Below are 26,926 nucleotides of genomic sequence, written 5' to 3' on the forward strand. Positions count from 1 at the left end.
CATCCCTACGCTTAACCGGCCAGTCGCGCCAGTAAGGAACTGCCTGATGAGGAAACAGCACTGATGCGTGCCTCACGCCCTTGTGCCTGGTAATCTAAGTGAATTTCGACATCCGGGTCAGGCAGCACACCCGCACCTTGTTGCGGCCACTCCACCAGGCAGATGGCATCATTGGCAAAATAATCACGGATCCCCATAAATTCCAGCTCCTCAGGATCCGCAAGGCGGTATAAATCGAAGTGGTACACCATGAGATTTTCAAGGGTGTACGGTTCTACCAGCGTATAGGTTGGGCTTTTCACATTCCCGTTATGCCCTAACGCCTGCAAAAAACCCCGGCTGAAGGTGGTTTTACCCGCCCCTAAATCACCATACAGATAAATGACGGTTGCCCCCTGACAGGCCTGCGCCACGCGCTTGCCGAGTTCTAAAGTGGCTTGTTCATCAGGTAAAGGAATCGCTCGATTAGTCATTTTCTACGTCAATCACATCCGGGTTAACAACACGCCGCAGCGTGCAAAAGAGATCGGTGGCCAGCATACCGCGTGTACCGTAACGCGCAGCCAGTTTATCCGCCGCAACGCCGTGAGCCACGCAGCCCGCGCAGGCTGCATCATAAAGGGGAAGTTTCTGTCCAAGCAATGCGCCGATGATGCCGGAAAGCACATCGCCCATGCCGCCGCTCGCCATGCCCGCATTTCCGGCATCAATAATGCCCTGCGTCTCATCACAGGCGACAACGGTTCCTGCCCCTTTTAAAACAGCAACACCTCCGTAACGTTTTACCAGACGCTGAGCAGAAAGTAAGCGATCGCTTTCAATTTCTGCCACGCTGCAGTTAAGCAGCCGCGCGGCTTCGCCGGGGTGTGGCGTCAGAATGCGATTGTGACGCTTATCCGGGTTTATTGCCAGAAGGTTAAGCGCGTCGGCATCCCACAGCATCGGTTTGCGAAAATTCTCGACCTTTTGCAGGGCCTGTTTACCCCACGCCTGCTGCCCAAGCCCAGGACCGATCACCACCACATCCGCCCATTCGAGGCTTTCCTCCAGCGTCTGAGGCGTAAGTTCATGGACCATCAGCTCCGGTCGGGCGGTGACGATCGGTGCAATATTCTCAATGCGAGTGAGCACTCGCACTAATCCGGCGCCGCTGCGCAAAGCCGCTTCACCGGTCATGCGAATCGCACCCGCCGTACCGTGGTCGCCGCCCACAATGACCAGCCTGCCGTGATCGCCCTTATGGGCGGTCGGCCGACGCGGCGGGAGCCACGCTGCAAGCTGCGATGCATCAAAACGCGCGATGCGCATGTCCTGCCCGGCGAGCCAGCTCTCGAGTCCCAGCGCACTGTGGTGCAACACGCCAACGACATCCCGCGCTTTGCCGGTCAGTAATCCTGGCTTCAGGGCGATGAAGGTCACCGTATGGGCAGCCTGAATCACCGCCCCCGGCGTCGCGCCGGTCTGTGCCATCAGGCCAGAGGGAATATCCAGGGCGACTACCGGCGCGGAATGTCTGTTAGCGTGTTCAATGAGTGCGGCAACGTTTTCGCGCGGCGCGCTGCGCAGCCCGGTGCCCAGCAGCCCGTCAACAATCAGATCAACATCCTCTGGCCAGACGATATCAGGCGCATGAATCACACCACCTGCGTTCAGCCATGCCTCCCGCGCCGCGCTGGCCTCTTCCGGCAGCGGTTTATCACTTTCAAGAGCCAGCAACGTCACGCGGATCCCTGCAGCGACCGCGAGACGGGCGACGACGTAGCCGTCACCGCCGTTGTTGCCGTGCCCGCACAGAATCAGCCAGTGAGCGGCCTGCGGGAAGGTGCTTCGGGCTACGTCAAACGCTGCCTCACCTGCGCGCAGCATCAGTTCATACAGGGTAATCCCGAGGCTGTCTGCGGCCTCTTTTTCGGCGCGCCGGAGGTCATCCGCATGCCAGATGGAATGTGGTATACTTGCGGGGTTTTTCTTCACCGTATGGTCCGTCATGTCACAGCCCCTCGATCTCAATGAATTAGCGCAAAAAATAAAACAGTGGGGTGCTGAGCTTGGCTTCCAGAAGGTGGGCATTACCGATACCGACCTTTCCGCCAGCGAGCCGAAACTACAGGCCTGGCTGGACAAACAATACCACGGCGAAATGGAGTGGATGGCGCGTCATGGCATGATGCGCGCCCGTCCACACGAGCTTTTACCGGGCACATTACGCGTCATCAGCGTGCGCATGAACTATCTGCCCGCCAACGCGGCCTTTGCGCGCACGCTAAAAGACCCCTCGCTGGGTTACGTTAGCCGGTACGCCCTGGGACGTGATTACCATAAGCTTCTGCGTAACCGTTTAAAAAAACTCGGGGAAACTATTCAGCAGCACTGTGTTTCGCTGAATTTTAGACCCTTTGTCGATTCCGCGCCTATTCTTGAGCGTCCGATCGCCGAAAAAGCCGGGCTTGGCTGGACAGGTAAGCACTCACTTATCCTTAGCCGCGACGCCGGATCGTTCTTCTTCCTCGGTGAACTGCTGATTGATTTACCGCTGCCGGTAGACGGCCCGGTAGAGGAAGGCTGTGGCCGCTGCGTGGCCTGTATGACCATCTGCCCCACCGGCGCCATCGTTGAGCCCTACACCGTTGATGCGCGCCGCTGTATCTCCTACCTGACTATCGAACTGGAAGGGGCCATTCCAGAGGAATTCCGACCGCTTATCGGCAACCGCATCTACGGCTGCGACGATTGCCAGCTCATCTGCCCGTGGAACCGCTATTCGCAGCTTACGGACGAAGAGGATTTCAGCCCGCGTAAGGCGCTCCATGCCCCGCCGCTCATTGAGCTGTTCGCCTGGTCCGAGGCCTGGTTCCTGAAAGTGACGGAGGGTTCGGCTATTCGCCGTATCGGACATCTGCGCTGGCTGCGAAATGTCGCCGTCGCGCTGGGGAATGCCCCATGGGATGAAGCCAATATTCGGGCGCTTGAAAGCCGTCGAGGTGAGCACCCACTTCTTGATGAACACATAGAATGGGCGATTGCGCAGCAAATAGAGAAGCGTAATGCCTGCGTGGTCGAGGTGCAGCTACCGAAGAAACAGCGTCTGGTAAGGGTGATTGAAAAAGGGCTTCCGCGGGATGCCTGAACTATTCACAGCCTGTGAATAAAATTACAAACTCAAGCGCCATCTGGGCTGGAGATGAGGTCAAGTGATCTCAATAACATTTTGAAATCAAATTTTATACTTTAAATACAGTACGTTATGAAGATATTATTCACCCTGCTAAGTTTTAACCCTGTTTCGGTTAAGCGCAGTTTCTGTGGATAACTCTGTTCACAAGAGTATTTCAGAGACAATAGAAAACGTCCCCAGCGACACTTTTCGCTGTGGATATTTTAGAGATGAAGAAGAATTTGGAGCGGGAAACGAGACTCGAACTCGCGACCCCGACCTTGGCAAGGTCGTGCTCTACCAACTGAGCTATTCCCGCTTGGGTGGTCCGTGCTGTGGAAGCACTTTCAAATTTTGGAGCGGGAAACGAGACTCGAACTCGCGACCCCGACCTTGGCAAGGTCGTGCTCTACCAACTGAGCTATTCCCGCTTGGGCAGTCTGTGCTGTGAAAGCACTTTCAAATTTTGGAGCGGGAAACGAGACTCGAACTCGCGACCCCGACCTTGGCAAGGTCGTGCTCTACCAACTGAGCTATTCCCGCAAATCTGCACTGCTTTTGTTGCTGTCGTAACGTGTAATTCTCTGTCGTTACGGGAGGCGCATTATACGAGAAATCCTTTTAGCTGCAACCCCCCTTAAAGCGATTTTTTCGAAATTCAGTTCAAATGCTTATTTAATCGGCAAGCTGAACAATTTAACGACAAAAAACCGGCCACGCAAGGCGCCGGTTCTCAAAATCACAGCTTAATAAAGTTTTCGCGGTAGTAGGAAAGCTCCGCCACGGACTCTCGGATATCGTCCATCGCCTGATGCGTCCCCTGCTTTTTAAAGCCGTCGAGGATTTCAGGCTTCCAGCGACGCGCCAGCTCTTTCAGCGTGCTGACATCCAGATAGCGGTAGTGGAAGTAAGACTCCAGCTCCGGCATGTACTTAAACAGGAAACGACGATCCTGGCCGATGCTATTCCCACAAATAGGCGATTTGCCCGCCGGAACCCACTGTTTCAGGAACTCAAGCGTCGCCAGCTCCGCCTCACGGTCACCCATGGTGCTCGCCTTCACGCGCTCCACCAGACCACTGCCGGTGTGGGTGCGCACATTCCACTCATCCATCAACGCCAGCTGATCATCGGACTGATGCACCGCTATCGTTGGTCCTTCCGCCAGGATATTCAGGTTGGCGTCCGTCACCAGGGTTGCAATTTCAATGATGCGATCGCGCTCGGGATCCAGCCCGGTCATTTCGAGATCGATCCAAATCAGGTTGTTTTCATCCGCGCTCATGTTATTTTCCACCCTTCTCGCATAACCGGCAGTAGCAGGTTAACTAGTATTAATTAGAGTGTATCATAGAGGTTTTGCCCCCTACGGGCGACCAGGAGCCAGTGCGATTGAGTAAAAATAAACTCTCCAAAGGGCAGCAGCGCCGCGTGAATGCCAATCACCAGCGCCGTCTTAAAACCACTGCGGAGAAGGTCGATTACGACGACAACCTGTTTGGCGACCCAACGGAAGGCGTAGTCATCAGCCGTTTCGGTATGCACGCTGACGTGGAATCCGCCGATGGTGCGATTCACCGCTGCAACATCCGCCGGACCATTCGTTCTCTGGTGACCGGCGACCGCGTCGTCTGGCGGCCGGGTAAAGAGGCGGCGGAAGGCGTGACGGTAAAAGGTATCGTTGAAGCGGTCCATGAGCGCACGTCTGTGTTAACCCGTCCCGATTTCTACGACGGGGTCAAACCGATTGCCGCCAACATTAACCAGATTGTTATCGTATCAGCGATTTTGCCCGAACTGTCGCTCAATATTATCGACCGATACCTCGTCGCCTGCGAAACGCTGCAGGTTGAGCCGATTATCGTACTGAACAAAATCGATCTGCTGGACGACGATGGGATGGCCTTCGTCAATGAGCAGATGGATATCTATCGCAAGATTGGCTACCGCGTCCTGATGGTCTCCAGCTACACCAAAGATGGTCTGAAACCGCTGGAAGAGGCGCTTACCGATCGCATCAGCATCTTTGCGGGCCAGTCCGGCGTGGGCAAATCGAGCCTGCTGAACAACCTGCTTGGCCTCCAGCAAGAGATCCTCACCAACGATGTCTCTGATGTCTCGGGCCTGGGCCAGCACACCACTACCGCGTCACGCCTGTATCACTTCCCGCACGGGGGCGATGTCATCGACTCCCCGGGCGTGCGAGAGTTCGGTTTATGGCACCTGGAGCCGGAACAAATCTTTAACGGATTTGTCGAATTCCATGATTATTTAGGCGCTTGCAAGTACCGCGACTGTAAACACGGTAACGACCCAGGCTGCGCTATCCGTGAAGCGGTTGAGAAAGGCGAAATTGCGGAGACCCGCTTCGAGAATTACCACCGTATTCTTGAGAGCATGGATCAGGTAAAAACGCGTAAAAACTTTTCTGATTCTGATAACTGACAACTAAGCTAAGCATCGCTAAAATCGTCCCCTTTTTTCAGGTTCCGGCGGCTTAACGCCGGATCAGGAACGACAAAACAATGGCCTGGAGGCTACCTTGTTAAACGCATTTAAACTTTCGCTTCAATACATTCTGCCAAAACTGTGGCTCACTCGCCTGGCGGGCTGGGGCGCGAGCAAACGCGCAGGCTGGCTGACCAAACTGGTCATCGACCTTTTCGTAAAATATTACAAGGTCGACATGAAAGAGGCGCAGAAGCCGGATACCGCCAGCTACCGCACCTTCAACGAATTCTTCGTGCGCCCATTGCGTGATGATGTGCGCCCGGTGAACACCGACCCTAACGTCCTGGTGATGCCGGCAGACGGCGTGATCAGCCAGTTGGGTAACATCGAAGACGACAAAATTCTGCAGGCGAAGGGCCACAACTACAGCCTGGAAGCGCTGCTGGCGGGCAATTACCTGATGGCGGATCTGTTCCGCAACGGCACCTTTGCCACCACCTATCTGTCACCGCGCGACTACCACCGCGTGCACATGCCGTGTAACGGTATCCTGCGTGAGATGATCTACGTGCCGGGCGATCTGTTCTCCGTGAACCACCTGACCGCGCAAAACGTACCGAACCTGTTTGCCCGTAACGAACGCGTCATCTGCCTGTTCGATACTGAATTCGGCCCTATGGCGCAGATTCTGGTGGGCGCGACCATTGTCGGCAGCATCGAAACCGTCTGGGCTGGCACCATTACCCCACCGCGTGAAGGCGTGATCAAGCGCTGGACGTGGCCTGCCGGTGAAGAAGAAGGCTCTGTCGCCCTGCTGAAAGGCCAGGAAATGGGTCGCTTCAAGCTGGGCTCTACCGTCATCAACCTGTTTGCGCCGGGCAAAGTGAAGCTGGCTGAGCAGCTCGAAAGCCTGTCGGTCACCAAACTGGGTCAGCCGCTGGCGGTCTCTACCGAAACCTTCGTGACGCCGGATGCAGAACCGGCTCCGCTGCCGCAAGAAGAGATCGACGCCGAGCACGACGCCAGCCCGCTGGTTGACGACAAAAAAGACGAAGGCTAACAACAGAAGGATCGCTGACGTGCGCCCGATTATCGTTCTACTGATGGCCTGGTGCCTCAGCATGGGGGCGTACGCAGCGACAGCCCCCGACGCCAAACAGATAACCCAGGAACTGGAGCAGGCGAAAGCGGCCAAACCCGCTCAGCCAGAGACCGTCGAGTCGCTCCAGTCCGCACTGAACGCGCTTGAGGAGCGGAAAGGCTCGCTTGAGCGCGCTCAGCAGTATCAGCAGGTTATCGACAACTTCCCCAAACTCTCGCAGACGCTGCGCGCGCAGCTCAATAATTTGCGTGACGAACCGCGCGATGTGCCCGCAGGGATGACCTCCGACGCACTGAACCAGGAGATCCTGCAGGTCAGCAGCCAGCTTCTGGAAAAGAGCCGCCTTGCTCAGCAGGAGCAGGAACGAGCGCGTGAAATTGCCGACTCCCTCAGCCAGCTTCCGCAGCAGCAAACCGACGCCCGTCGCCAGCTTAATGAAGTTGAGCGCCGCGTGGGTACGCAAAACGGCAACACGCCACAGGCGCAGGCCCAAAATCTGGGCCTGCAGGCAGAATCAGCTCGCCTGAAGGCCCTTGTCGATGAGCTCGAGCTGGCGCAGCTTTCCGCCAATAACCGCCAGGAGCTGTCACGGATGCGCTCTGAACTCGCTCAGAAGCAGAGCGAGCAGCTTGACGCGTATCTTCAGGCCCTGCGCAACCAGCTCAACAGCCAGCGCCAGCGTGAAGCGGAGCGCGCGCTGGAAAGTACCGAGCTGCTCGCTGAAAACAGCGAAAATCTGCCTGCCGGTATCAACGAACAATTCAGGGTCAACCGCGAGCTTTCCGCCGCGCTGAACCAGCAGGCGCAGCGTATGGATCTGGTGGCCTCGCAGCAGCGTCAGGCCACTAATCAAACCCTTCAGGTTCGCCAGGCGCTGAACACCCTGCGCGAGCAGTCCCAGTGGCTCGGATCGTCAAACCTGCTGGGCGAAGCGCTGCGCGCCCAGGTCGCGCGCCTGCCGGAGATGCCGAAGCCGCAGCAGCTGGATACCGAGATGGCCCAGCTGCGCGTTCAGCGACTGCATTTTGAAGATCTTCTCAATAAACAGCCGCAAATCCGCCAGATCCGTCAGGCTGATGGACAGCCGCTGACCAGCGAGCAAAACCGTATTCTGGAAGCCCAGCTGCGTACCCAGCGTGAACTGCTGAACTCTCTGCTCCAGGGCGGGGATACGCTGATTCTGGAGCTGACCAAGCTAAAAGTGTCCAACAGCCAGCTGGAAGATGCGCTGAAAGAGGTGAACGAGGCGACGCACCGTTATCTCTTCTGGACGTCAGACGTGCGTCCGATGACCTTCTCGTGGCCAATTGAGATTGTCCAGGATCTGCGCCGTCTGATTTCGCTGGATACCTTCAGCCAGCTGGGACAGGCCAGCGTGATGATGCTCACCAGCAAAGAGACCATTTTCCCGCTGCTGGGGGCGTTGATTCTGGTGGGCTTCAGCATTTACTCGCGCAGACATTTCACCCGCTTCCTCGAGCGTTCCAGCTCCCGGGTGGGGAAGGTTACCCAGGATCACTTCTGGCTGACATTGCGCACCGTATTCTGGTCGATTCTTGTCGCCTCCCCGCTGCCGGTGCTGTGGATGACGCTGGGCTATGGCCTGCGGGAAGCCTGGCCCTATCCGCTCGCGGTAGCAATTGGCGATGGCGTCACCGCCACGGTACCGCTGCTGTGGGTGGTGATGATTTGTGCCACCTTTGCGCGACCCAATGGCCTGTTTATCGCCCACTTTGGTTGGCCGCGTAATCGCGTGGCGCGCGCCATGCGTTACTATCTGATGAGCATCGGGCTGATTGTGCCGCTGATTATGGCGCTGATCATGTTCGATAATCTCAACGACCGCGAATTCTCAGGCTCGCTGGGCCGCCTCTGCTTTATGCTGATATGCGGAGCGCTGGCCATCGTCACGCTCAGCCTGAAACGCGCGGGTATTCCGCTCTATCTGGATAAAACCGGCAGCGGCGACAACATGTTCAACCGGCTGCTCTGGAACCTGCTGCTCAGCGCACCGTTGATTGCGATGCTGGCAGCCGCGGTGGGCTACCTGGCGACGTCGCAGGCGCTGTTAGCACGTCTGGAAACCTCGGTGGCCATCTGGTTCCTGCTGCTGGTGGTATACCACGTGATCCGCCGCTGGATGCTGATACAGCGCCGCCGTCTGGCGTTTGACCGTGCCAAGCATCGCCGGGCGGAGATCCTCGCCCAGCGCGCGCGGGGTGAGGAGGAGCCAAACCACGTTAACAGTACGGAAGGTACGACGGAGGCGGATGAGGTCGAGCTGGATCTGGATGCCATCAGTACCCAGTCCCTGCGTCTGGTTCGCTCTATCCTGATGCTGATTGCCCTCCTGTCGGTCATCTTCCTGTGGTCGGAGATCCACTCGGCATTTGGCTTCCTGGAGAACATCTCGCTGTGGGATGTGACCTCCACGGTGCAGGGCGTTGAAAGCCTGGAGCCGATCACCTTAGGGGCAGTGCTGATTGCCATTCTGGTGCTGATCATCACCACCCAGCTGGTGCGCAACTTCCCGGCGCTGCTGGAGCTGGCGCTGCTGCAGCATCTGGATTTAACGCCGGGTACGGGCTATGCGATCACGACCATTACCAAGTATCTGATCATGCTGTTTGGTGGACTGGTTGGCTTCTCGATGATCGGCATTGAGTGGTCGAAGCTCCAGTGGCTCGTCGCAGCGCTCGGCGTTGGGTTAGGTTTTGGTTTACAGGAGATCTTCGCCAACTTCATCTCGGGCCTGATCATTCTGTTCGAAAAACCGATCCGTATTGGCGATACCGTCACGATCCGCGATCTGACCGGCAGCATCACGAAGATCAACACCCGAGCGACGACGATCAGCGACTGGGACAGGAAAGAGATCATCGTGCCAAACAAGGCGTTTATCACCGAGCAGTTCATCAACTGGTCGCTGTCAGACTCCGTTACCCGTGTGGTGCTGACGGTGCCGGCACCGTCGGACGCTAACAGCGAAGAGGTCACCCAGATCCTCTACACCGCTGCTGAACGCTGCTCGCTGGTGATCGACAACCCGGCGCCGGAAGTCTTCCTTGTGGATTTACAGCAGGGGATCCAGATTTTCGAGCTGCGTATCTACGCCGCCGAAATGGGACACCGTATGCCGCTGCGCCATGAGATCCACCAGCTGATTCTGGCGGGCTTCCGCGAGCACGGTATTGATATGCCGTTCCCACCGTTCCAGATGCGTCTGGAAAGCCTGGACGGGCGTAAAACGGGAAGAACGCTGACGTCAGCGGCGCGTACGCGCCCGGCGGGCAGTTTGTAACGCGTCTCCCCTCCCTTTCGGGAGGGGAATATTCCCGCTACGCCACTTCTGCGATGTACGCCGTCGCGCGTCGACGGTAATTCTCATAAATCCCCATCGCCAGCAGCGAGAAGAAGATTGGGCCGCCCACCATCCACAGCGCGCTGTTCCAGTCGTTCGCCTCAATTACCGGCTGGATAATGGTGAAGATGTTGGCAAACGCCACCACCAGCAGCACCACCGTGGTGGCCAGCAGCGTTGCCGCGCGGGTTTTAAAGATCACAAACGGACGTTCAAGGTCCTGCTTCGCCTTAAAGAACGGGAACGCCAGGGTCAGGAACAGGTACGGTAGCGTCATCGACACGTTCGCCATCAGGGTCAGCTTGTTGTAAAACGCAGACGCCGTATCGCCGCCAAATGACACCAGCAGAATGAACGCACATACCAGCAGGCACTGCATCCACATCGCGTTAGCAGGCATCCCCGTCGTGTTGAGCTGGGTCATGCGCGCAGGCCACAGCGCCTTCGGCGTACCCTGAATAATCGCTTTCAGCGGCGAATAGATCAGCGTGAAGAATGCGCCGGTATAGGCGAGGAACATCGACAGACCGGTAATACGCGCAAACCAAATGCCCAGCGTTGCCGCCGCATCCGTCGTCAGGTTCATCGCCTGCCCCAGCGTCATCCCCAGGCTTTTCATCAGCACATAGGTGATGTTGCCAAGGTTAGTGGTGTTGTTGCTCAGCACCTGCTGCCAGTTGGTGCTGACGCCCCAAAGAAAAATCGCCAGCGAATAGCCGATGGAAATCACGATGGCGGCAAAAATAATCCCTTTGGCAAAGTTTTTCTCCGGGTTCTCGGTCTTGTCGACCAGCCCGCCCACCGCTTCAATACCGCCGTAGGCGAAGATGGCAAACACCACGAAGGAGAGCATAGCCAGCCCGGACTGGTAACCTGGATTAGGCGATGAAACGAAGTTCACCTCCTGCGCAAAATGACCACCGTTCAGGCACAGGATAGCGATACTCACCAGCAGCAGCACCAGGTTCAGGCACATCACGGAAATACCGCCAACGGCAGTGATACGGGCAATTTTATTGATACCTTTAGACGCCACCAGCGTCACGACAACCATCCAGCATACCGCCAGAATCCCGACGACCTGCGTGGAGCTCAGCCCGGCTAACGACCAGACCTGGGTTTTATCGGCACCGAAAACAAACGTCGAGAACGGCACCCAGACTTTAGCGGCCGTACTGACCATCCAGACGACGTAGGATGAGAACCACATAAACGTACCGATAAAGGCATAACGCGGGCCGACGCTGTTGTTCATCCATGAGTAAATCCCGCCCTCTTCTTTCCGGTAAGCCGAGCCCATTTCCGCCATCATCAGCGCAAACGGGATAAAGAAGAACAGAGCAGAAACGATATAAAACGGCGTCGCGCTATAGCCCATCAGATAGAACGCGGAGGGGCTGTTGGCAAAGCCAAACACTGAGGTAAATATCATCAGGATGAGCCCGGTGAGGGTCATCTTTTTGAGTGAGTGGGACATAGAACCATCCAAAGAGGAATTAAACTGCGCGGATGGTAGCAGAAGACCAGACTAATATTGTGGCTATAAAGGCCAAATTAAGAAAAACACCCGTATATTGATAATAGGGCAGTTTTTAATGTGGCAGGGCCAAGTGACCGAGTAGGCCGGGTAAGCGACAGCGCCACCCGGCAATTCTTCAAGCGCGATCGACCGTAAAGGCAATCACATCGCCCAGCTGCTCGGCGCCCAGCGCCAGCATCACCAGACGGTCTACACCCAGCGCCACGCCGGAGCAATCCGGCAGGCCCGCTTTTAACGCTTCCAGCAGGTTGGTATCGATCGGCTGCTGTGGCAGGCCGCGCGCGGCGCGCTTGCGGTTATCCTGCTCGAAACGCTGCGCCTGCTCGCGGGCGTCGGTCAGTTCGTGGAAGCCGTTCGCCAGCTCAATACCTTTGTAATAGACCTCAAAACGCTCTGCGACACGATGGTCTTCGGTACTGATCTGCGCCAGTGACGCCTGGCTTGCCGGGAAGTGATAGACAAACGTCGGACGGTCTTTACCAATCTGCGGTTCCACGCCGAAGGTGAACAGCAGCTGCAGCAGCGTGTCGCGATCCTCTTCGGTATCCGCCACGTTGCTCAGATCCAGTTTTGCCGCCACTTCGCGCAGCTGGGTTTTGTCCGCCGACAGCGGATCGATTTCCAGATAGCGCTGGAAGGCCTGCTGATAAGAGAGCGTTTCAGCTTCCGAGCAGTCCAGGACCTGCTGCAGCAGATCGTCCACCTCATTCATCAGGCGGTACATATCATAATGCGGGCGGTACCACTCCAGCATGGTGAATTCCGGGTTGTGGTGACGCCCCATCTCTTCATTACGGAAACTGCGGCACAGCTGATAGACCGGACCACACCCCGCCGCCAGCAGGCGTTTCATGTGGTATTCCGGGCTGGTCATCAGATACAAATTCATGCCCTGAGAGTGGCCGGGTCCAACAAAACGGGTTTCAAACGGGACCAGATGAATATCCGTTACCGTTGCCTGACTCATGCACGGGGTTTCCACCTCCAGGACGCCGCGGTCGGCAAAGAAACGGCGGATCTCCGTCATAATTGCAGCGCGTTTTAACAGATTAGGGATGGATGCGCTCGGCTCCCAGGTGGCCGTTTCGCTCATGAGTTGTTCTCCGATTTCAGACAAGGGCACGAAGTCTACTCGTTAGCAGGGACAGAGACAAATTTTGCGCAGTAAAAAAGCGCATTTCATTTAGGTGAACAATTGCGTGATGCAATTCATCAATCTCAATGATAAATCGCCGGACAGAACTGCAAAAAAATCGAACACGTCAAATTTCCCTGACATCTACACGGTTATACTGTTTTACCCATAAAGGAGCAGTGGAAACGCTTTCGCAATCGTCCTTTTGGACGGGTGAACTACCTTTAGTTTGTCGCGTTGCGAAATAACAAAAATCTGGAGGAATGTCGTGCAAACTTTTCAGGCCGATCTTGCCGTAATAGGCGCTGGCGGGGCTGGATTACGTGCTGCGATTGCTGCAGCGCAAGCTAATCCCAACGCTAAAATCGCATTGATTTCAAAAGTCTATCCAATGCGCAGCCACACGGTGGCCGCAGAAGGAGGGTCCGCCGCCGTTGCGCAGGATCATGACAGCTTTGAATACCATTTCCACGACACGGTTGCAGGGGGCGACTGGCTTTGCGAACAGGATGTCGTCGACTACTTTGTGCACCATTGTCCAACGGAGATGACCCAGCTTGAACAGTGGGGATGTCCGTGGAGCCGCCGTCCGGACGGCAGCGTCAACGTTCGCCGCTTTGGCGGCATGAAGATCGAACGCACCTGGTTCGCCGCCGATAAGACCGGCTTCCACATGCTGCACACCCTGTTCCAGACCTCCCTTCAGTTCCCACAAATTCAGCGCTTCGATGAGCATTTCGTCCTCGACATTCTGGTGGATGAGGGACACGCGCGCGGCCTGGTGGCGATGAACATGATGGAAGGCACGCTCGTCCAGATCCGCGCCAATGCGGTGGTGATGGCGACGGGCGGTGCGGGTCGTGTTTATCGTTATAACACCAACGGCGGCATCGTTACCGGCGACGGTATGGGTATGGCGCTCAGCCACGGCGTGCCGCTGCGCGATATGGAGTTCGTGCAGTATCACCCAACTGGTCTGCCGGGCTCCGGCATTCTGATGACGGAAGGCTGCCGCGGTGAAGGCGGTATTCTGGTCAACAAAAACGGCTACCGCTACCTGCAGGATTACGGCATGGGTCCGGAAACCCCGCTCGGCGAGCCGAAGAACAAGTACATGGAGCTCGGCCCGCGTGACAAAGTCTCTCAGGCTTTCTGGCACGAGTGGCGCAAAGGCAACACCATCTCCACGCCGCGCGGCGACGTGGTTCACCTCGACCTGCGTCACCTGGGCGAGAAAAAACTGCTGGAACGTCTGCCGTTCATTTGCGAGCTGGCGAAAGCCTACGTCGGCGTCGATCCGGTGAAAGAGCCTATTCCAGTCCGCCCAACGGCGCACTACACCATGGGCGGGATCGAAACCGACCAGCAGTGTGAAACCCGTATTAAGGGTCTGTTCGCCGTCGGTGAATGTTCCTCCGTGGGCCTGCACGGTGCTAACCGCCTCGGCTCAAACTCGCTGGCCGAGCTGGTCGTCTTTGGCCGCATGGCGGGCGAGCGCGCGATGGAGCGGGCGGCAACCGCAGGCGAAGCCAACGGTGCCGCGCTGGATGCACAGGTCGCCGACGTTGAAAAACGCCTGAAAGATCTGGTGAACCAGGAAGGTAACGAAAACTGGTCGAAGATCCGCGACGAGATGGGCCTGTCGATGGAAGAAGGCTGCGGTATTTACCGTACCCCTGAGCTGATGCAAAAAACCGTTGACAAGCTGGCGGAACTGCAGGAGCGCTTCAAGCGCGTGCGCATCACCGATACCTCCAGCGTTTTCAACACCGACCTGCTCTATACCATTGAACTGGGCCACGGCCTGAACGTGGCGGAATGTATGGCGCACTCTGCACTGGCGCGTAAAGAGTCGCGTGGTGCCCACCAGCGTCTGGACGAAGGCTGTACCGAGCGTGACGACGTCAACTTCCTGAAACACACACTCGCCTGGCGCGATGCGGATGGCACCACACGTCTGGACTACAGCGACGTGAAAATCACCACGCTGCCACCGGCTAAACGCGTGTACGGTGCAGAAGCAGAAGCCGCCGAGAAGAAGGAGAAGGCGAATGGCTGAGATGCAAACACTCAAAGTTGAAGTGGTGCGCTACAACCCGGAAGTGGATGCCGCACCGCACAGTGCTTTCTATGAAGTCCCTTACGACGAGCAAACCTCCCTGCTGGACGCGCTCGGCTATATCAAAGACAACCTGGCGCCAGACCTGAGCTACCGCTGGTCCTGCCGCATGGCGATCTGCGGCTCCTGCGGCATGATGGTCAACAAGGTGCCGAAGCTGGCCTGTAAGACCTTCCTGCGTGACTATACCAAAGGCATCAAGGTCGAAGCCCTGGGCAACTTCCCGATTGAACGCGATCTGGTGGTCGATATGACCCACTTTATCGAAAGCCTGGAAGCCATTAAGCCCTACATCATCGGCAACCCGCGCACGCCGGATCAGGGGCCAAACACCCAGACCCCGGCTCAGATGGCGAAATACCATCAGTTCTCCGGCTGCATCAACTGCGGTCTTTGCTACGCTGCCTGTCCACAGTTTGGCCTGAACCCAGAGTTCATCGGCCCGGCCGCCATTACCCTGGCGCACCGCTATAACGAAGACAGCCGAGACCACGGTAAAAAAGAACGTATGGCGCAGCTTAACAGCCAGAACGGCGTCTGGACCTGTACCTTTGTGGGTTATTGCTCCGAAGTCTGTCCGAAGCACGTCGACCCGGCCGCCGCTATTCAGCAGGGTAAAGTGGAAAGCTCGAAAGACTTTCTTATCGCTACCCTGAAACCACGCTAAGGAGTGCATGATGACGACTAAACGCAAAGCCTATGTGCGGCCTGTGCCGTCCACCTGGTGGAAAAACCTGCCGTTTTATCGCTTCTACATGCTGCGTGAAGGCACGGCGGTACCGGCGGTCTGGTTCAGCCTTGAGCTGATGTACGGCGTTTTTGCCCTCAAGCATGGCCCGGAAACCTGGGCCAGCTTTGTCGGTTTCCTGCAAAACCCGATCATAGTCATTCTCAACCTGATTGTGCTCGCGGCCGCGCTGCTGCATACCAAAACCTGGTTTGAACTGGCGCCAAAAGCGGCGAACATCATTGTAAAAGGCGAGAAAATGGGGCCAGAGCCGGTGATTAAGGGGCTCTGGGCGGTGACGGTTCTGGTCACCGTGGTCATTCTGTTTGTCGCACTGTTCTGGTAAGGAGACTATTGTGATCTATCCAAATCCAAAACGTTCGGACGAGCCGGTCTTCTGGGGCCTCTTTGGCGCAGGCGGCATGTGGAGTGCCATCATTGCCCCCGTCATCATTCTGCTGGTCGACATTATGCTGCCGCTGGGGCTGTTCCCGGGCGATGCGCTGAGCTACGAGCGCGTACTGGCGTTCGCGAGCAGCTTTATCGGCCGCGTGTTCATCTTCCTGATGATCGTCCTGCCACTGTGGTGTGGCCTGCACCGTATTCACCATGCGATGCATGACCTGAAAATCCATGTACCGAGCGGGAAATGGGTATTCTACGGTCTGGCGACCATCCTGACCGTGGTGACGCTGATTGCGGTGGTCACCCTCTGACGCCTCTGGCCCGCCATCCGGCGGGCCTTTTATTTCTGCATCTTTCCCACCAGCCACTGGGCAAACTCACTCATTGCGGGCGTTTCTGCGCGTGACTGCAGCCTCGTGAGCCAGTAGCTGCCAAGGTCAATCTGCGTCGCAAAGGGTTGCACAATGCGCTCACTGTTCAGCAGGTGGGTAAACATATCGACAGGGGCAATCGCTATGCCCACGCCTGCCTGCGCAGCTTCCAGCATGGTCACGGACGAATCAAACACCATCACCCGGTGCGTCGGTGAAGGCGGATGTTCTCCCGCGGCCTGCATCCAGGCGGTCCACTCGTCGCGCCGGTAAGAACGCAGCAGGGTAAACTTCAGGATATCGGCAGGAGTAGGCAACGCGGCAGCGATATCTGGGGTGCAAAGCGGTGCCAGCGGCGCAAAACAGAGAAATGTCGCTTCCGTGCCGTGCCACGCCCCTCCGCCATAGCGAATGGCGTAATCAAGCCCCTCGGCTGCCGGATCGACGCGATTGTTGTGCGTCGACAGCTGAAGATCGATATGCGGATAGCAGCGACGAAAGTCAGCGAGCTGCGAGAATAACATCCCCGTAGCAAAGGTACCCACCACGCCAATTTTCAGCTTCTCCTGAGCGCGCTGGCTGGCAAAGCGATCCAGCATTCCGGCAATTCGGTCGAACGAGTCATTCAGTACCGGCAGCAAATTCTCGCCTTCCGTGGTCAACATCAGCCCACGGGAAACGCGGACGAAGAGCTGGCAGTTCAGGTGCTGCTCCAGCGCCTTTACGTGCTGGCTTATCGCGGAATGGGTGACATTCAGCTCGATAGCGGCATGCGTAAAACTGAGGTGCCTGGCGGCGGCTTCAAACGCCCGCAGGGAATTAAGAGGAAGATAGCTGCGCGTCATGGTCTCGTCCGTTAGAAAAATTAACAGCTAATGCTAAATTTAACCGTTTGTCAGCCACAGTCAAATCTCACAGACTACAGCGGTCTGACGGGCCCGGACACTCCCTTGAACTGCTATTACGGAAGATAACTAATGATGAAAAAAACCTTAAGCTGTGCCCTGCTGCTCAGCGTTGCCAGCACTGCATTCGCCGCACCGATGTCCGAAAAACAGCTGGCTGAAGTGGTGGAACGTACTGTTACGCCGCTGATGAACGCGCAGGCCATTCCGGGTATGGCGGTGGCGGTGATTTATCAGGGTCAGCCGCACTACTTTACCTTCGGTAAAGCTGATGTTGCAGCGAACAAACCCGTCACCCCGCAAACCTTGTTCGAGCTGGGTTCGATAAGTAAAACCTTCACCGGCGTATTGGGTGGCGATGCGATTGCGCGCGGTGAAATAACGCTGGGCGATCCGGTGACCACATACTGGCCTGAGCTCACGGGCAAGCAGTGGCAGGGCATTCGCATGCTGGATCTGGCAACCTATACCGCAGGCGGTCTGCCGTTGCAGGTGCCGGATGAGGACACGGATACCGCCTCCCTGCTGCGCTTTTATCAAAACTGGCAGCCAAAGTGGAAGCCGGGCACCACGCGTCTTTACGCTAACACCAGCATCGGTCTTTTTGGCGCGCTGGCGGTCAAACCCTCCGGCATGAGCTATGAGCAGGCCATGACGACGCGGGTCTTTAAGCCGCTCAAGCTGGACCATACCTGGATTAACATCCCGAAAGCGGAAGAGGCGCATTACGCCTGGGGATACCGTGACGGTAAAGCGGTCCACGTTTCGCCAGGGATGCTGGACGCGGAAGCCTATGGCGTAAAAACCAACGTGCAGGATATGGCAAGCTGGGTGATGGTCAACATGATGCCGGACTCCCTTCAGGATTCCCCACTTAAGCACGGTATTGCCCTGGCACAGTCTCGCTACTGGCGCGTGGGAGCCATGTATCAAGGATTGGGCTGGGAAATGCTGAACTGGCCGGTCGACGCCCAAACGGTGGTCGGGGGCAGCGACAATAAGGTGGCGCTGGCGCCGTTGCCTGCAAGAGAAGTGAATCCACCGGCACCACCGGTTAAGGCCTCCTGGGTCCATAAAACGGGCTCTACCGGCGGATTTGGCAGCTACGTGGCATTTATTCCTGAAAAGCAGCTCGGCATTGTGATGCTGGCGAATAAAAGCTATCCGAACCCGGCACGCGTTGAGGCGGCATACCGTATCCTCGACGCGCTGCAGTAAAACATTGCCGGGTGGCGGCTTCGCCTTACCCGGCCTATAAAATCCACAGTGTGCGGCGAAATACCCCGCACACTCTTCCGCATTTTTCCTGCTGTCATCTACACTTAACAAAAAACAGTAAGGAAACTCCTATGCGCATTCTGCCTGTTATCGCCGCGGTGACAGCCGCGTTTTTAGTGGTTGCCTGCAGTTCCCCTACCCCACCGCCAGGCGTTACCGTCGTCACGCCTTTTGATGCACAACGCTTCCTTGGAACATGGTATGAAATCGCGCGCCTCGACCATCGGTTTGAGCAGGGCTTAGAGAAGGTCACTGCGAATTACAGTCCGATGGATGATGGCGGTATTCAGGTGATCAACCGGGGCTATAATCCCGATCGTGAGATGTGGCAGCAGTCGGTTGGGAAAGCGTACTTCACTGGCGACCCGCGGCGAGCCGCGCTCAAGGTCTCTTTCTTTGGCCCGTTTTATGGCGGCTATAACGTGATCGCGCTCGACAGAGAGTACCGTCACGCGCTGATCTGCGGGCCGGATCGCAACTACCTGTGGATACTCTCTCGCACGCCAACTCTTTCACCAGAAATGAAGCAGCAGATGCTGGACGTCGCGACCCGGCAAGGGTTTGATGTGTCAAAACTTATCTGGGTAAAACAGCCCCATTAGTGGGTGCTGAGCTTAAGCCCAACGATCCCCGCCACAATCAACGCGAGGCTGGCAATACGCGCCAGACTCGCTGACTCGCCAAGCAGCAGAATGCCGGTGATGGCAGCCCCCACCGCGCCAATACCCGTCCAGACGGCATAAGCCGTTCCCACAGGCAGAGAGCGCATCGCCCAGGATAACAGAACGATACTGACGATCATGGCGGTAACGGTAATGACGCTGGGCGTCAGGCGGGTAAATCCGTGGGTGTACTTGAGACCAATCGCCCATACCACTTCGAGCAGGCCAGCAATAAAAAGAATGATCCAGGACATGTCAGGCTCCTTAACTTAATGCAAGTTGGGGCCGTCCCCGGTGAAAGAAACGCTTACGGGTCGTCCCGTAAGGCAGAGATTACGCCCCCTATTGTGGTTAGCGTGCTATTTTTTTTCAATCATTTTTTGCTGAACACGTTAAGGCAAGAAATAGCCGCAGTATGGCGCGGAGTTCCGGCTTTTAGCACTCATCCGACTTCTCTATGATGATGTGCTTTCTGATGGCAGGAAGCCAAACCACTAGCCGACTGCGAATAAAATATGTTCAAAATTCTTTTGATTGACCGTTGTCACTTCACCCGCGCGGGGTTTGAAGCATGGCTCAATCATTCCGGTTTGTTCCCGGGACACTACGTTGTGACCGGGCTAAATAATCTGTTTCTTGCCAGAGAACACATTCTGCAATGGAAACCTGCGCTGGTCATCGCTGACCTGTACGGCTTCAGGCAGGATATTCACCATTTTCAGCAGCTCTCTTCTCTGCTTAACGCCAGTGAACGCTTACCGTTTATTTTACTGCAGTCGGGAGAGGACAGCGGCATGACCGACTGGCTTGGGAAGTTCCCGGTGTGGTCGTCACTGTTGAAAAACGCCAGTCTCAAAGAAGTGGCGACGGTTATCAACGACGCATTACGCTCGCGCGCAGGCGCTGACAGGCCAACGGCGGCGGCCCCCTTGCTGACCCGCCAGGAAGAGAAGGTGCTGACATTGTGGATGGACGGCGCGAGCAATCAAAAAATTGCCGCTCACCTGAGTATCAATGGAAAAACGGTTTATACCTATAAACGCAATATCCGCATGAAATTACATATGGATACGCGTTTTTCTCCGTTCTTATCCCTGCAGGAATCAGAAAGCTGACGGTACGAAACCCGGCTGGTCCCGTACCGTTTATTCGTTACTGCTGAGCTTTTGTTGCCGCACCAGAGATTGCGCTACCACCTTCAGAAATATCCTGACCGACGCCACGCGTGGTATTACAGGCCGTTAACACTGAAGAAAGTACCAGGACTGAAAAGATCGCTGCAATTGTCTTCTTAACCATAATATCTTCCTTTTATAGCCAAAGTTGTTTTGTGTATAGCAACTTAAGGATAGACAAAATCCGGCCGGTTGACGGAAAAGGACACATTTTTAGGAAAATTAGACGAACTTAGCTGGCGGCGTGAGAAATGATATGACCTAGATCCTGGATATCTTGTCCCATTCCACGCGTGGTGTTGCACCCGGAAAGTAATGCACTGGAGAGCGCTAACAGAAGCAGAATTTTAACGGTACGTTTCATCATCCCTGCCTGCAAAAATCAGGCGCAGCGGGCGCTGCGCCTTCAGTCATACGTAAATTACTTCACGCGGGACACGTATTCGCCGGAGCGAGTATCCACTTTGATCACTTCGCCAGTCTGTACGAACAGTGGCACTTTCACCACTGCGCCGGTAGACAGTTTGGCTGGCTTACCGCCGGTACCTGCGGTATCACCCTTCAGACCTGGATCGGTTTCTACGATTTCCAGTTCTACGAAGTTTGGTGGGGTCACCGCGATAGGCTGGCCGTTCCACAGGGTCACGATGCACTCAGCCTGATCCAGCAGCCATTTAGCGCTGTCACCTACCGCTTTCTCATCAGCAGAGAGCTGTTCGAAAGTGGAGTTGTTCATGAAATGCCAGAACTCGCCATCGTTGTACAGATAGGTCAGGTTCATATCAACAACATCAGCGCCTTCAGCAGAGTCAGTAGACTTGAAGGTTTTCTCAACACGGGTACCGGTCAGCAGACGGCGCAGCTTAACGCGTGCGAATGCCTGGCCTTTACCTGGTTTAACGAATTCGCTGGCTTCAACCGCGTACGGTTCGCCGTCCATCATGATTTTAAGACCAGCACGAAAATCGTTGCTATAGTACGTTGCCATAAGGCCCTCTAAATTTGTTAACTGGTAGCTAAGCCACAAAATGGCGCATATTGTAACCCTAAACACCCCGTCCAGAGAAGATTGGTTATCGCAACTTGCCGATGTAATCACCAGTCCTGATGAATTGCTGCGTCTTTTAGACCTCGATCAGCACCCAGAGTTGCTTGCAGGCCGCGAGGCAAAGCGTCTTTTCGCCCTGCGCGTTCCCCGTGCGTTTGTGGCGCGGATGGAGAAAGGCAACCCCGACGATCCGTTATTAAAACAAACGCTTACTTCGCAGGATGAATTCATTACTGCGCCGGGATACAGCACCGATCCGCTGGAAGAGCAGAACAGCGTGGTGCCGGGTTTACTGCATAAGTATCTCAACCGCGCCCTGCTGTTGGTCAAAGGCGGATGTGCGGTAAATTGTCGTTATTGCTTCCGCCGGCACTTCCCGTACGCCGAAAATCAGGGCAATAAACGCAACTGGCAGGTCGCGCTGGACTATATTGCCGCCCATCCGGAACTGGATGAGATTATTTTTTCCGGCGGCGATCCGCTGATGGCGAAAGATCATGAGCTGGACTGGCTGCTGACTCAGCTTGAAGCCATCCCGCACATTAAGCGCCTGCGCATTCACAGCCGCTTACCGATTGTCATTCCGGCACGGATCACCGACGGCCTGGTGTCACGCCTGGAGCAGTCCCGCCTGCAGGTGCTGCTGGTGAATCATATTAACCACGCGAACGAAATTGACGATGCGTTTTGCGCGGCGATGGCGCGACTGCGTAAAGCGGGCGTGACGCTGCTGAATCAGAGCGTGCTGCTGCGCGGCGTGAATGATAACGCCCGCGTGCTGGCCGATCTGAGCAATGCTCTGTTTGATGCGGGGGTGATGCCATATTACCTGCACGTGCTGGATCGCGTTCAGGGCGCGGCGCATTTCATGGTGACGGATGAAGAAGCCCGGCAGATTATGCGCGAACTGTTAACGCTGGTTTCAGGCTATATGGTGCCGAAGCTGGCACGTGAGATTGGCGGAGAGCCGAGCAAGACGCCGCTGGATTTGCAGCTGCGGCAGCACTAAAAAGGCAGGTGGCGCTACGCTTACCAGCCCTACAAGGACGGGCGCAGCGCCATCAGCACATTACATCAGTTTGGGCACTTATAGACCTGGCCCGTCATCTGGCTGGCGGTCGGCACGAAGCTGGACAGCATACTCTGCGTTGGGCTGCTTACGCCGTAAATCACGTTGCCGCCCATTGCCGCAGCCTGATTACGCAGGGCATTCGCCGCACCGCGCATTGAGCCGCCTTCTTCGCCATGCTGCCCTGACATCCAGTTACTTTGCTCACCGGTTGCCGTGCCTAACAGCTGGCATTCAGTGCCAGGCTTATCTTCCACAAAGCGAACGCCCTGGCCCGCTGCCGACAGCTCATTGCTGGAGCTACACCCCGCCAGCAGCAGTGCTGCCCCTACAATCCCTGCACAGACTTTTACGCGCATGTTATTCCTCGTTTTCAATAAGCTGGACAGTAGTTGTCCGTGTGTAAATCTTATACCTAAAAGATGACCAAAAGAAAAACCCCCGAGCATTTCTGCCCGGGGGTTTTTCACATTCTACGACGTAGAGCGCACGATTACATCATGCCGCCCATTCCGCCCATGCCGCCCATACCAGCAGCACCTAAGTCAGGCGCATCGCCTTTTGGCAGGTCGGTCACCATGCACTCGGTGGTGATCATCAGACCAGCAACAGAGGCCGCGTACTGCAGAGCAGAACGGGTCACTTTAGTTGGGTCCAGGATACCGAAGTCGATCATGTTGCCGTATTCTTCGGTTGCAGCGTTGTAACCGTAGTTACCTTCGCCCGCTTTAACCTTGTTCGCCACTACAGATGGCTCTTCACCGGCGTTGGAAACGATCTGACGCAGAGGAGCTTCCATTGCGCGCAGCGCAACTTTGATACCCACGTTCTGGTCTTCGTTCTGAGCGGTCAGGCCAGCCAGCTTAGCGGCTACACGCACCAGCGCGACACCACCACCAGCAACTACGCCTTCTTCTACCGCAGCACGGGTCGCGTGCAGGGCATCGTCAACGCGTGCTTTCTTCTCTTTCATTTCAACTTCGGTCGCCGCACCAACTTTAATTACCGCAACGCCGCCAGCCAGTTTCGCTACGCGCTCCTGCAGTTTTTCACGGTCGTAATCGGAAGTGGCTTCTTCGATCTGCTTACGGATCTGACCAACACGGCCCTGAATAGCGGCTTCTTCACCCACACCGTCGATGATGGTGGTGGTGTCTTTGTTGATCACAACGCGTTTCGCCTGGCCCAGGTCTTCCAGGGTCGCTTTTTCCAGCTCCATACCGATCTCTTCGGAGATCACGGTACCACCGGTCAGGGTAGCGATATCCTGCAGCATTGCTTTACGGCGATCGCCGAAGCCAGGTGCTTTAACCGCAGCCACTTTCACGATGCCGCGCATGGTGTTAACCACCAGGGTCGCCAGCGCTTCGCCTTCAACATCTTCAGCGATGATAACCAGCGGCTTGCCTGCTTTCGCAACGGCTTCCAGCACTGGCAGCATTTCGCGGATGTTGGAGATTTTCTTGTCAGCCAGCAGGATGAACGGGCTTTCCAGCTCAACAGCGCCAGTTTCTGGCTTGTTGATGAAGTATGGGGACAGGTAACCGCGGTCGAACTGCATACCTTCAACCACGTCCAGTTCGTCTTCCAGACCGGTACCGTCTTCAACGGTGATCACGCCTTCTTTACCGACTTTATCCATCGCTTCCGCGATCAGTTTACCCACGGTTTCGTCGGAGTTAGCGGAGATGGTACCTACCTGAGCAATGGCTTTAGAGTCAGAGCACGGTACGGACAGCGCTTTCAGTTCTTCAACAGCGGAAGCGACAGCTTTGTCGATACCACGTTTCAGATCCATTGGGTTCATGCCCGCCGCAACGGCTTTCAGACCTTCGGTGATGATAGCCTGCGCCAGAACGGTCGCGGTGGTGGTACCGTCGCCTGCAGCGTCGTTCGCTTTAGAGGCAACTTCTTTCACCATCTGCGCGCCCATGTTTTCGAACTTGTCTTCCAGCTCGATTTCACGTGCTACGGAAACACCGTCTTTGGTGATGGTTGGCGCGCCGAAGGATTTATCCAGCACTACGTTACGGCCTTTCGGGCCCAGGGTCACTTTAACTGCATCTGCCAGTACGTTTACGCCGCGGAGCATTTTTACACGAGCGTCGTTACCGAATTTTACGTCTTTAGCTGCCATGTTCTTATTTCCTCAAATTCTCGTGCGTAAATTACGCTTCAACAATTGCCAGAATGTCGCTCTCGGACATGATCAACACTTCTTCATTGTCGATCTTCTCGGATTTCACGCCGTAGCCATCGTTGAAAATTACGATGTCACCAACTTTAACGTCCAGCGGCTGCACAGTTCCGTTTTCCAGGATGCGGCCCTTACCGACAGCGATGATTTCGCCACGCGTTGATTTGGCTGCTGCAGAACCGGTCAGAACGATGCCGCCAGCAGACTTGGTTTCAACTTCTTTACGTTTGACGATCACACGATCATGTAACGGACGAATACTCATTGATAGCTCTCCTTTGAGAAAGTCATTATCAGTTATGGATGACGCCGGCCCGCATGCGGTTTTCCGACTAGTGCCCTGAGAGATGGGGATAGCTTTTTACCCCTTCAAGGGGGAGTTGAAAAAAAAATTTGCGAAAGTGTTACCATCGCCTCTCTTTTGGTATTGGCAGGATGATGTCAATGAGCGGACTTAAGCAGGAGTTGGGGCTGGCGCAGGGTGTTGGCCTGCTTTCAACCTCCTTGTTAGGTACGGGCGTGTTTGCCGTACCGGCACTGGCGGCGCTGGTGGCAGGAAATAACAGCCTATGGGCGTGGCCGGTGCTGATTGTGCTGGTGTTCCCGATAGCCATTGTGTTTGCCATCCTGGGGCGGCATTTCCCCAGCGCGGGCGGCGTGGCGCACTTTGTCGGACTGGCCTTTGGTCCGCGCATGGAGCGCGTCACCGGCTGGCTGTTTCTCTCCGTCATTCCGGTTGGGCTTCCAGCGGCGTTGCATATTGCTTCCGGCTTTGGTCAGGCATTGTTTGGCTGGCATCACGAGCAGCTGTTGCTGGCCGAGCTGGGGACGTTGGCTATCGTCTGGTGGGTGGGCTCACGCGGCGCCCGCTCCAGCGCCAACCTGCAGACGCTGGTTGCAGTGCTGATTGTCGCGCTTGTGGCCGCTATCTGGTGGGCGGGCGATATCACCGTAAAGGAGATTCCCTTCCCGGCGGTAACAGACGTCGACCACGCGCAGCTTTTTGCCGCGCTCTCCATCATGTTCTGGTGTTTTGTCGGTCTGGAAGCCTTTGCCCATCTGGCGTCGGAATTTAAGCAGCCTGAACGTGATTTCCCCCGCGCGCTGATGATCGGCCTGCTGCTGGCGGGTACGGTCTACTGGGCGTGTACCGTGCTAGTGTTGCACTTTCACGCGTTCGGCGCGGATCTCGCCGCCGCGGCATCGCTGCCGGGTATCGTGATTGAACTGTTTGGTGTGAAGGCGCTGTGGATCGCCTGCGTCATCGGCTATCTGGCCTGTTTTGCCAGCCTCAACATTTATATCCAGAGCTTTGCCCGTCTGGTGTGGTCGCAGGCGCTGGATAAACCTGATAACCGCCTCGCGCGCCTGTCTAAACGCCAGCTGCCGCTGAATGCCCTGAATGCCGTACTGGGCTGCTGCGTGCTGAGTACGCTGTGCATTTACGTCCTGAAGATCAATCTGGATACGCTGCTCGTCTATGCCAACGGCATTTTTATTATGATCTACCTGCTGTGTATGCTGGCGGGATGCCGTTTGCTGAGAGGCCGTTATAGAGCACTGGCGGTTGTTGGGGGGCTACTGTGCCTGCTGTTGCTGGCGATGGTGGGATGGAAGAGCGTGTATGCCATCGTCATGCTGGCGGTGTTGTGGCTGGCGCTTTAGTAGGCCCGGTAAGCGAAGCGCCACCGGGCAACAAAATCACCGATCGTCTTTGTGATCCAGACGGTCGTGCTGTTCATCCTTACGCTGATATTCCCCTTCAAACGTGTCGCCTGGCCCGGTGCTGAACCCACCGCCGGGCATACGGCTAAAGCGCAGATGCGGCAGCAGCTTCATGGTCAGGTGCTTTTGCACCGGCGGCAGAAGCAGCAGAAGGCCGAGGAAGTCGGTGAAGAACCCTGGCAGAATCAGCAGCAGCCCCGCAATAATCAACGACACGCTTTTGATCATCTCTTCCGCCGGGCTTTCGCCTGCGGCCATCTTCTGCTGCATTATCAGGAAATTTTTGAAACCCTGATTACGCACCAGCGACATACCAATGACGGAGGTGAAAATCACCAGAATCAACGTCAGCAGGACGCCCAGCACATGGGCAACCTGGATGAAAATGGAAATCTCAATGTAAACATAGAGAAAGAAAGCAATAAACGGTATCCAGCGCACTGGCATCTCCTGTGTGGCAGAAGCCATCGGGCCCCTGTCTGAATGTGTTCGCGACGCGCGT

General features: G+C 56.2%; 27 protein-coding genes and 3 tRNA genes. 13 read left to right on the plus strand and 17 right to left on the minus strand.

Features of this window, described 5'->3' with window-relative positions; all coding sequences use genetic code 11:
* Positions 1–11 precede the first annotated feature (11 nt).
* Complete coding sequence (gene tsaE / locus CWR52_RS10380; RefSeq protein WP_013095283.1) at positions 12–473, minus strand: tRNA (adenosine(37)-N6)-threonylcarbamoyltransferase complex ATPase subunit type 1 TsaE; 462 nt, start codon at positions 471–473, stop codon at positions 12–14.
* Entirely contained in the window at positions 466–1,989 is a 1,524-nt protein-coding gene (nnr, locus tag CWR52_RS10385) for a bifunctional ADP-dependent NAD(P)H-hydrate dehydratase/NAD(P)H-hydrate epimerase (protein WP_104949598.1), read from the minus strand. The genes tsaE and nnr overlap by 8 nt, the downstream gene beginning before the upstream one ends.
* Here nnr and queG point away from each other — a divergent pair.
* Positions 1,988–3,127 carry a tRNA epoxyqueuosine(34) reductase QueG gene (gene queG / locus CWR52_RS10390; RefSeq protein ID WP_048027851.1) on the plus strand — a complete coding sequence of 380 codons (1,140 nt, stop codon included), beginning with the start codon at positions 1,988–1,990 and terminating at the stop codon, positions 3,125–3,127. The genes nnr and queG overlap by 2 nt on opposite strands.
* 270 nt (positions 3,128–3,397) lie before the next feature.
* On the opposite strand, the gene CWR52_RS10395 is transcribed toward queG, so the two are convergent.
* The 4 genes from CWR52_RS10395 to orn all read right to left on the minus strand — a co-directional run bounded on the left by CWR52_RS10395 (position 3,398) and on the right by orn (position 4,439).
* Positions 3,398–3,473: transfer RNA gene (locus tag CWR52_RS10395), tRNA-Gly, on the minus strand.
* 36 nt (positions 3,474–3,509) lie between these two features.
* Positions 3,510–3,585 (minus strand) — tRNA-Gly (locus tag CWR52_RS10400).
* Positions 3,586–3,621: 36 nt separating this feature from the next.
* Positions 3,622–3,697, minus strand: a tRNA-Gly gene (locus CWR52_RS10405).
* Between the two features lie 196 nt (positions 3,698–3,893).
* Entirely contained in the window at positions 3,894–4,439 is a 546-nt protein-coding gene (orn, locus tag CWR52_RS10410) for an oligoribonuclease (RefSeq protein ID WP_008502926.1), read from the minus strand.
* Positions 4,440–4,546: 107 nt separating this feature from the next.
* Here orn and rsgA point away from each other — a divergent pair, with 107 nt between their 5' ends.
* The 3 genes from rsgA to mscM all read left to right on the plus strand — a co-directional run bounded on the left by rsgA (position 4,547) and on the right by mscM (position 10,008).
* Positions 4,547–5,599, plus strand: coding sequence for a small ribosomal subunit biogenesis GTPase RsgA (rsgA, locus tag CWR52_RS10415; RefSeq protein WP_201268152.1), 1,053 nt, complete (start codon positions 4,547–4,549; stop codon positions 5,597–5,599).
* Between the two features lie 97 nt (positions 5,600–5,696).
* Positions 5,697–6,665 (plus strand): archaetidylserine decarboxylase, encoded by a 969-nt coding sequence (asd, locus tag CWR52_RS10420; RefSeq protein ID WP_104949600.1) that lies wholly within the window; start codon positions 5,697–5,699, stop codon positions 6,663–6,665.
* Positions 6,666–6,684: 19 nt separating this feature from the next.
* Entirely contained in the window at positions 6,685–10,008 is a 3,324-nt protein-coding gene (mscM, locus tag CWR52_RS10425; RefSeq protein WP_104949601.1) for a miniconductance mechanosensitive channel MscM, read from the plus strand.
* A 37-nt stretch (positions 10,009–10,045) separates the two neighbouring features.
* Here mscM and yjeM read toward each other — a convergent pair whose 3' ends face one another.
* Together yjeM and epmA are read right to left on the minus strand one after the other, a co-directional pair.
* Positions 10,046–11,545, minus strand: coding sequence for a glutamate/gamma-aminobutyrate family transporter YjeM (yjeM, locus tag CWR52_RS10430; RefSeq protein WP_104949602.1), 1,500 nt, complete (start codon positions 11,543–11,545; stop codon positions 10,046–10,048).
* 178 nt (positions 11,546–11,723) lie between these two features.
* Positions 11,724–12,701, minus strand: coding sequence for an elongation factor P--(R)-beta-lysine ligase (gene epmA / locus CWR52_RS10435; protein ID WP_045909545.1), 978 nt, complete (start codon positions 12,699–12,701; stop codon positions 11,724–11,726).
* 310 nt (positions 12,702–13,011) lie between these two features.
* On the opposite strand from epmA, the gene frdA reads away from it, so the two are divergent.
* From frdA to frdD, 4 genes are read left to right on the plus strand one after another with little or no spacing between them, the layout of a single operon-like run.
* The gene (frdA, locus tag CWR52_RS10440; protein WP_104949603.1) at positions 13,012–14,802 is read left to right on the plus strand and encodes a fumarate reductase (quinol) flavoprotein subunit; all 1,791 of its coding nucleotides are present in this window, start codon (positions 13,012–13,014) and stop codon (positions 14,800–14,802) included.
* Positions 14,795–15,529 (plus strand): succinate dehydrogenase/fumarate reductase iron-sulfur subunit, encoded by a 735-nt coding sequence (locus tag CWR52_RS10445; protein ID WP_045909547.1) that lies wholly within the window; start codon positions 14,795–14,797, stop codon positions 15,527–15,529. Before frdA ends, CWR52_RS10445 begins: the two co-directional genes overlap by 8 nt.
* Before the next feature lie 10 nt (positions 15,530–15,539).
* Complete coding sequence (gene frdC / locus CWR52_RS10450) at positions 15,540–15,935, plus strand: fumarate reductase subunit FrdC (RefSeq protein ID WP_045909548.1); 396 nt, start codon at positions 15,540–15,542, stop codon at positions 15,933–15,935.
* Between the two features lie 10 nt (positions 15,936–15,945).
* Positions 15,946–16,305, plus strand: coding sequence for a fumarate reductase subunit FrdD (frdD, locus tag CWR52_RS10455; RefSeq protein ID WP_104949604.1), 360 nt, complete (start codon positions 15,946–15,948; stop codon positions 16,303–16,305).
* Between the two features lie 29 nt (positions 16,306–16,334).
* Here the strand turns inward: frdD and ampR are convergent, their stop codons facing one another.
* Positions 16,335–17,210 (minus strand): LysR family transcriptional regulator AmpR, encoded by an 876-nt coding sequence (gene ampR / locus CWR52_RS10460; RefSeq protein ID WP_104949605.1) that lies wholly within the window; start codon positions 17,208–17,210, stop codon positions 16,335–16,337.
* A gap of 132 nt (positions 17,211–17,342) precedes the next feature.
* Between ampR and blaACT the strand changes: the two genes are divergently transcribed.
* The gene (gene blaACT / locus CWR52_RS10465; RefSeq protein ID WP_104949606.1) at positions 17,343–18,488 is read left to right on the plus strand and encodes an ACT family cephalosporin-hydrolyzing class C beta-lactamase; all 1,146 of its coding nucleotides are present in this window, start codon (positions 17,343–17,345) and stop codon (positions 18,486–18,488) included.
* A gap of 131 nt (positions 18,489–18,619) precedes the next feature.
* The gene (locus CWR52_RS10470) at positions 18,620–19,150 is read left to right on the plus strand and encodes a lipocalin family protein (RefSeq protein WP_104949607.1); all 531 of its coding nucleotides are present in this window, start codon (positions 18,620–18,622) and stop codon (positions 19,148–19,150) included.
* Here CWR52_RS10470 and sugE read toward each other — a convergent pair.
* A complete protein-coding gene (gene sugE / locus CWR52_RS10475) occupies positions 19,147–19,464 on the minus strand; it encodes a quaternary ammonium compound efflux SMR transporter SugE (RefSeq protein WP_008502938.1) in 318 nt (105 codons plus the stop codon). The two genes, CWR52_RS10470 and sugE, sit on opposite strands and share 4 nt — an antisense overlap.
* A 261-nt stretch (positions 19,465–19,725) precedes the next feature.
* Between sugE and CWR52_RS10480 the strand changes: the two genes are divergently transcribed.
* Positions 19,726–20,325: a response regulator transcription factor gene (locus CWR52_RS10480; RefSeq protein WP_048027839.1), complete on the plus strand. Its 600-nt coding sequence runs from the start codon at positions 19,726–19,728 to the stop codon at positions 20,323–20,325.
* A 37-nt stretch (positions 20,326–20,362) separates the two neighbouring features.
* On the opposite strand, the gene ecnB is transcribed toward CWR52_RS10480, so the two are convergent.
* The 3 genes from ecnB to efp all read right to left on the minus strand — a co-directional run bounded on the left by ecnB (position 20,363) and on the right by efp (position 21,373).
* A complete protein-coding gene (gene ecnB, locus CWR52_RS10485; protein ID WP_003025482.1) occupies positions 20,363–20,509 on the minus strand; it encodes a lipoprotein toxin entericidin B in 147 nt (48 codons plus the stop codon).
* 108 nt (positions 20,510–20,617) lie between these two features.
* A complete protein-coding gene (locus tag CWR52_RS10490; RefSeq protein WP_024907352.1) occupies positions 20,618–20,749 on the minus strand; it encodes an entericidin A/B family lipoprotein in 132 nt (43 codons plus the stop codon).
* Between the two features lie 57 nt (positions 20,750–20,806).
* Complete coding sequence (efp, locus tag CWR52_RS10495) at positions 20,807–21,373, minus strand: elongation factor P (RefSeq protein ID WP_008502940.1); 567 nt, start codon at positions 21,371–21,373, stop codon at positions 20,807–20,809.
* Between the two features lie 40 nt (positions 21,374–21,413).
* Here efp and epmB point away from each other — a divergent pair, with 40 nt between their 5' ends.
* Positions 21,414–22,442: an EF-P beta-lysylation protein EpmB gene (epmB, locus tag CWR52_RS10500; RefSeq protein ID WP_104949608.1), complete on the plus strand. Its 1,029-nt coding sequence runs from the start codon at positions 21,414–21,416 to the stop codon at positions 22,440–22,442.
* A gap of 65 nt (positions 22,443–22,507) precedes the next feature.
* Here epmB and CWR52_RS10505 read toward each other — a convergent pair whose 3' ends face one another.
* The 3 genes from CWR52_RS10505 to CWR52_RS10515 form a co-directional block, all read right to left on the minus strand.
* The gene (locus CWR52_RS10505; RefSeq protein WP_045909554.1) at positions 22,508–22,861 is read right to left on the minus strand and encodes a DUF4156 domain-containing protein; all 354 of its coding nucleotides are present in this window, start codon (positions 22,859–22,861) and stop codon (positions 22,508–22,510) included.
* A 134-nt stretch (positions 22,862–22,995) separates the two neighbouring features.
* Positions 22,996–24,639 carry a chaperonin GroEL gene (groL, locus tag CWR52_RS10510; RefSeq protein ID WP_008502946.1) on the minus strand — a complete coding sequence of 548 codons (1,644 nt, stop codon included), beginning with the start codon at positions 24,637–24,639 and terminating at the stop codon, positions 22,996–22,998.
* Positions 24,640–24,670: 31 nt separating this feature from the next.
* The gene (locus CWR52_RS10515) at positions 24,671–24,964 is read right to left on the minus strand and encodes a co-chaperone GroES (protein WP_003855929.1); all 294 of its coding nucleotides are present in this window, start codon (positions 24,962–24,964) and stop codon (positions 24,671–24,673) included.
* 179 nt (positions 24,965–25,143) lie between these two features.
* Between CWR52_RS10515 and yjeH the strand changes: the two genes are divergently transcribed.
* On the plus strand, positions 25,144–26,364 hold the full coding sequence (gene yjeH / locus CWR52_RS10520; RefSeq protein ID WP_104949609.1) for an L-methionine/branched-chain amino acid transporter: 1,221 nt from the start codon (positions 25,144–25,146) through the stop codon (positions 26,362–26,364).
* Positions 26,365–26,400: 36 nt separating this feature from the next.
* Here the strand turns inward: yjeH and CWR52_RS10525 are convergent, their stop codons facing one another.
* Entirely contained in the window at positions 26,401–26,865 is a 465-nt protein-coding gene (locus CWR52_RS10525; protein ID WP_023616652.1) for an FxsA family protein, read from the minus strand.
* Positions 26,866–26,926: the final 61 nt, after the last annotated feature.

The organism is Enterobacter sp. SGAir0187 (genome assembly GCF_002952735.2).
GTDB classification, from domain to species: Bacteria; Pseudomonadota; Gammaproteobacteria; order Enterobacterales; family Enterobacteriaceae; genus Enterobacter; species Enterobacter quasiroggenkampii.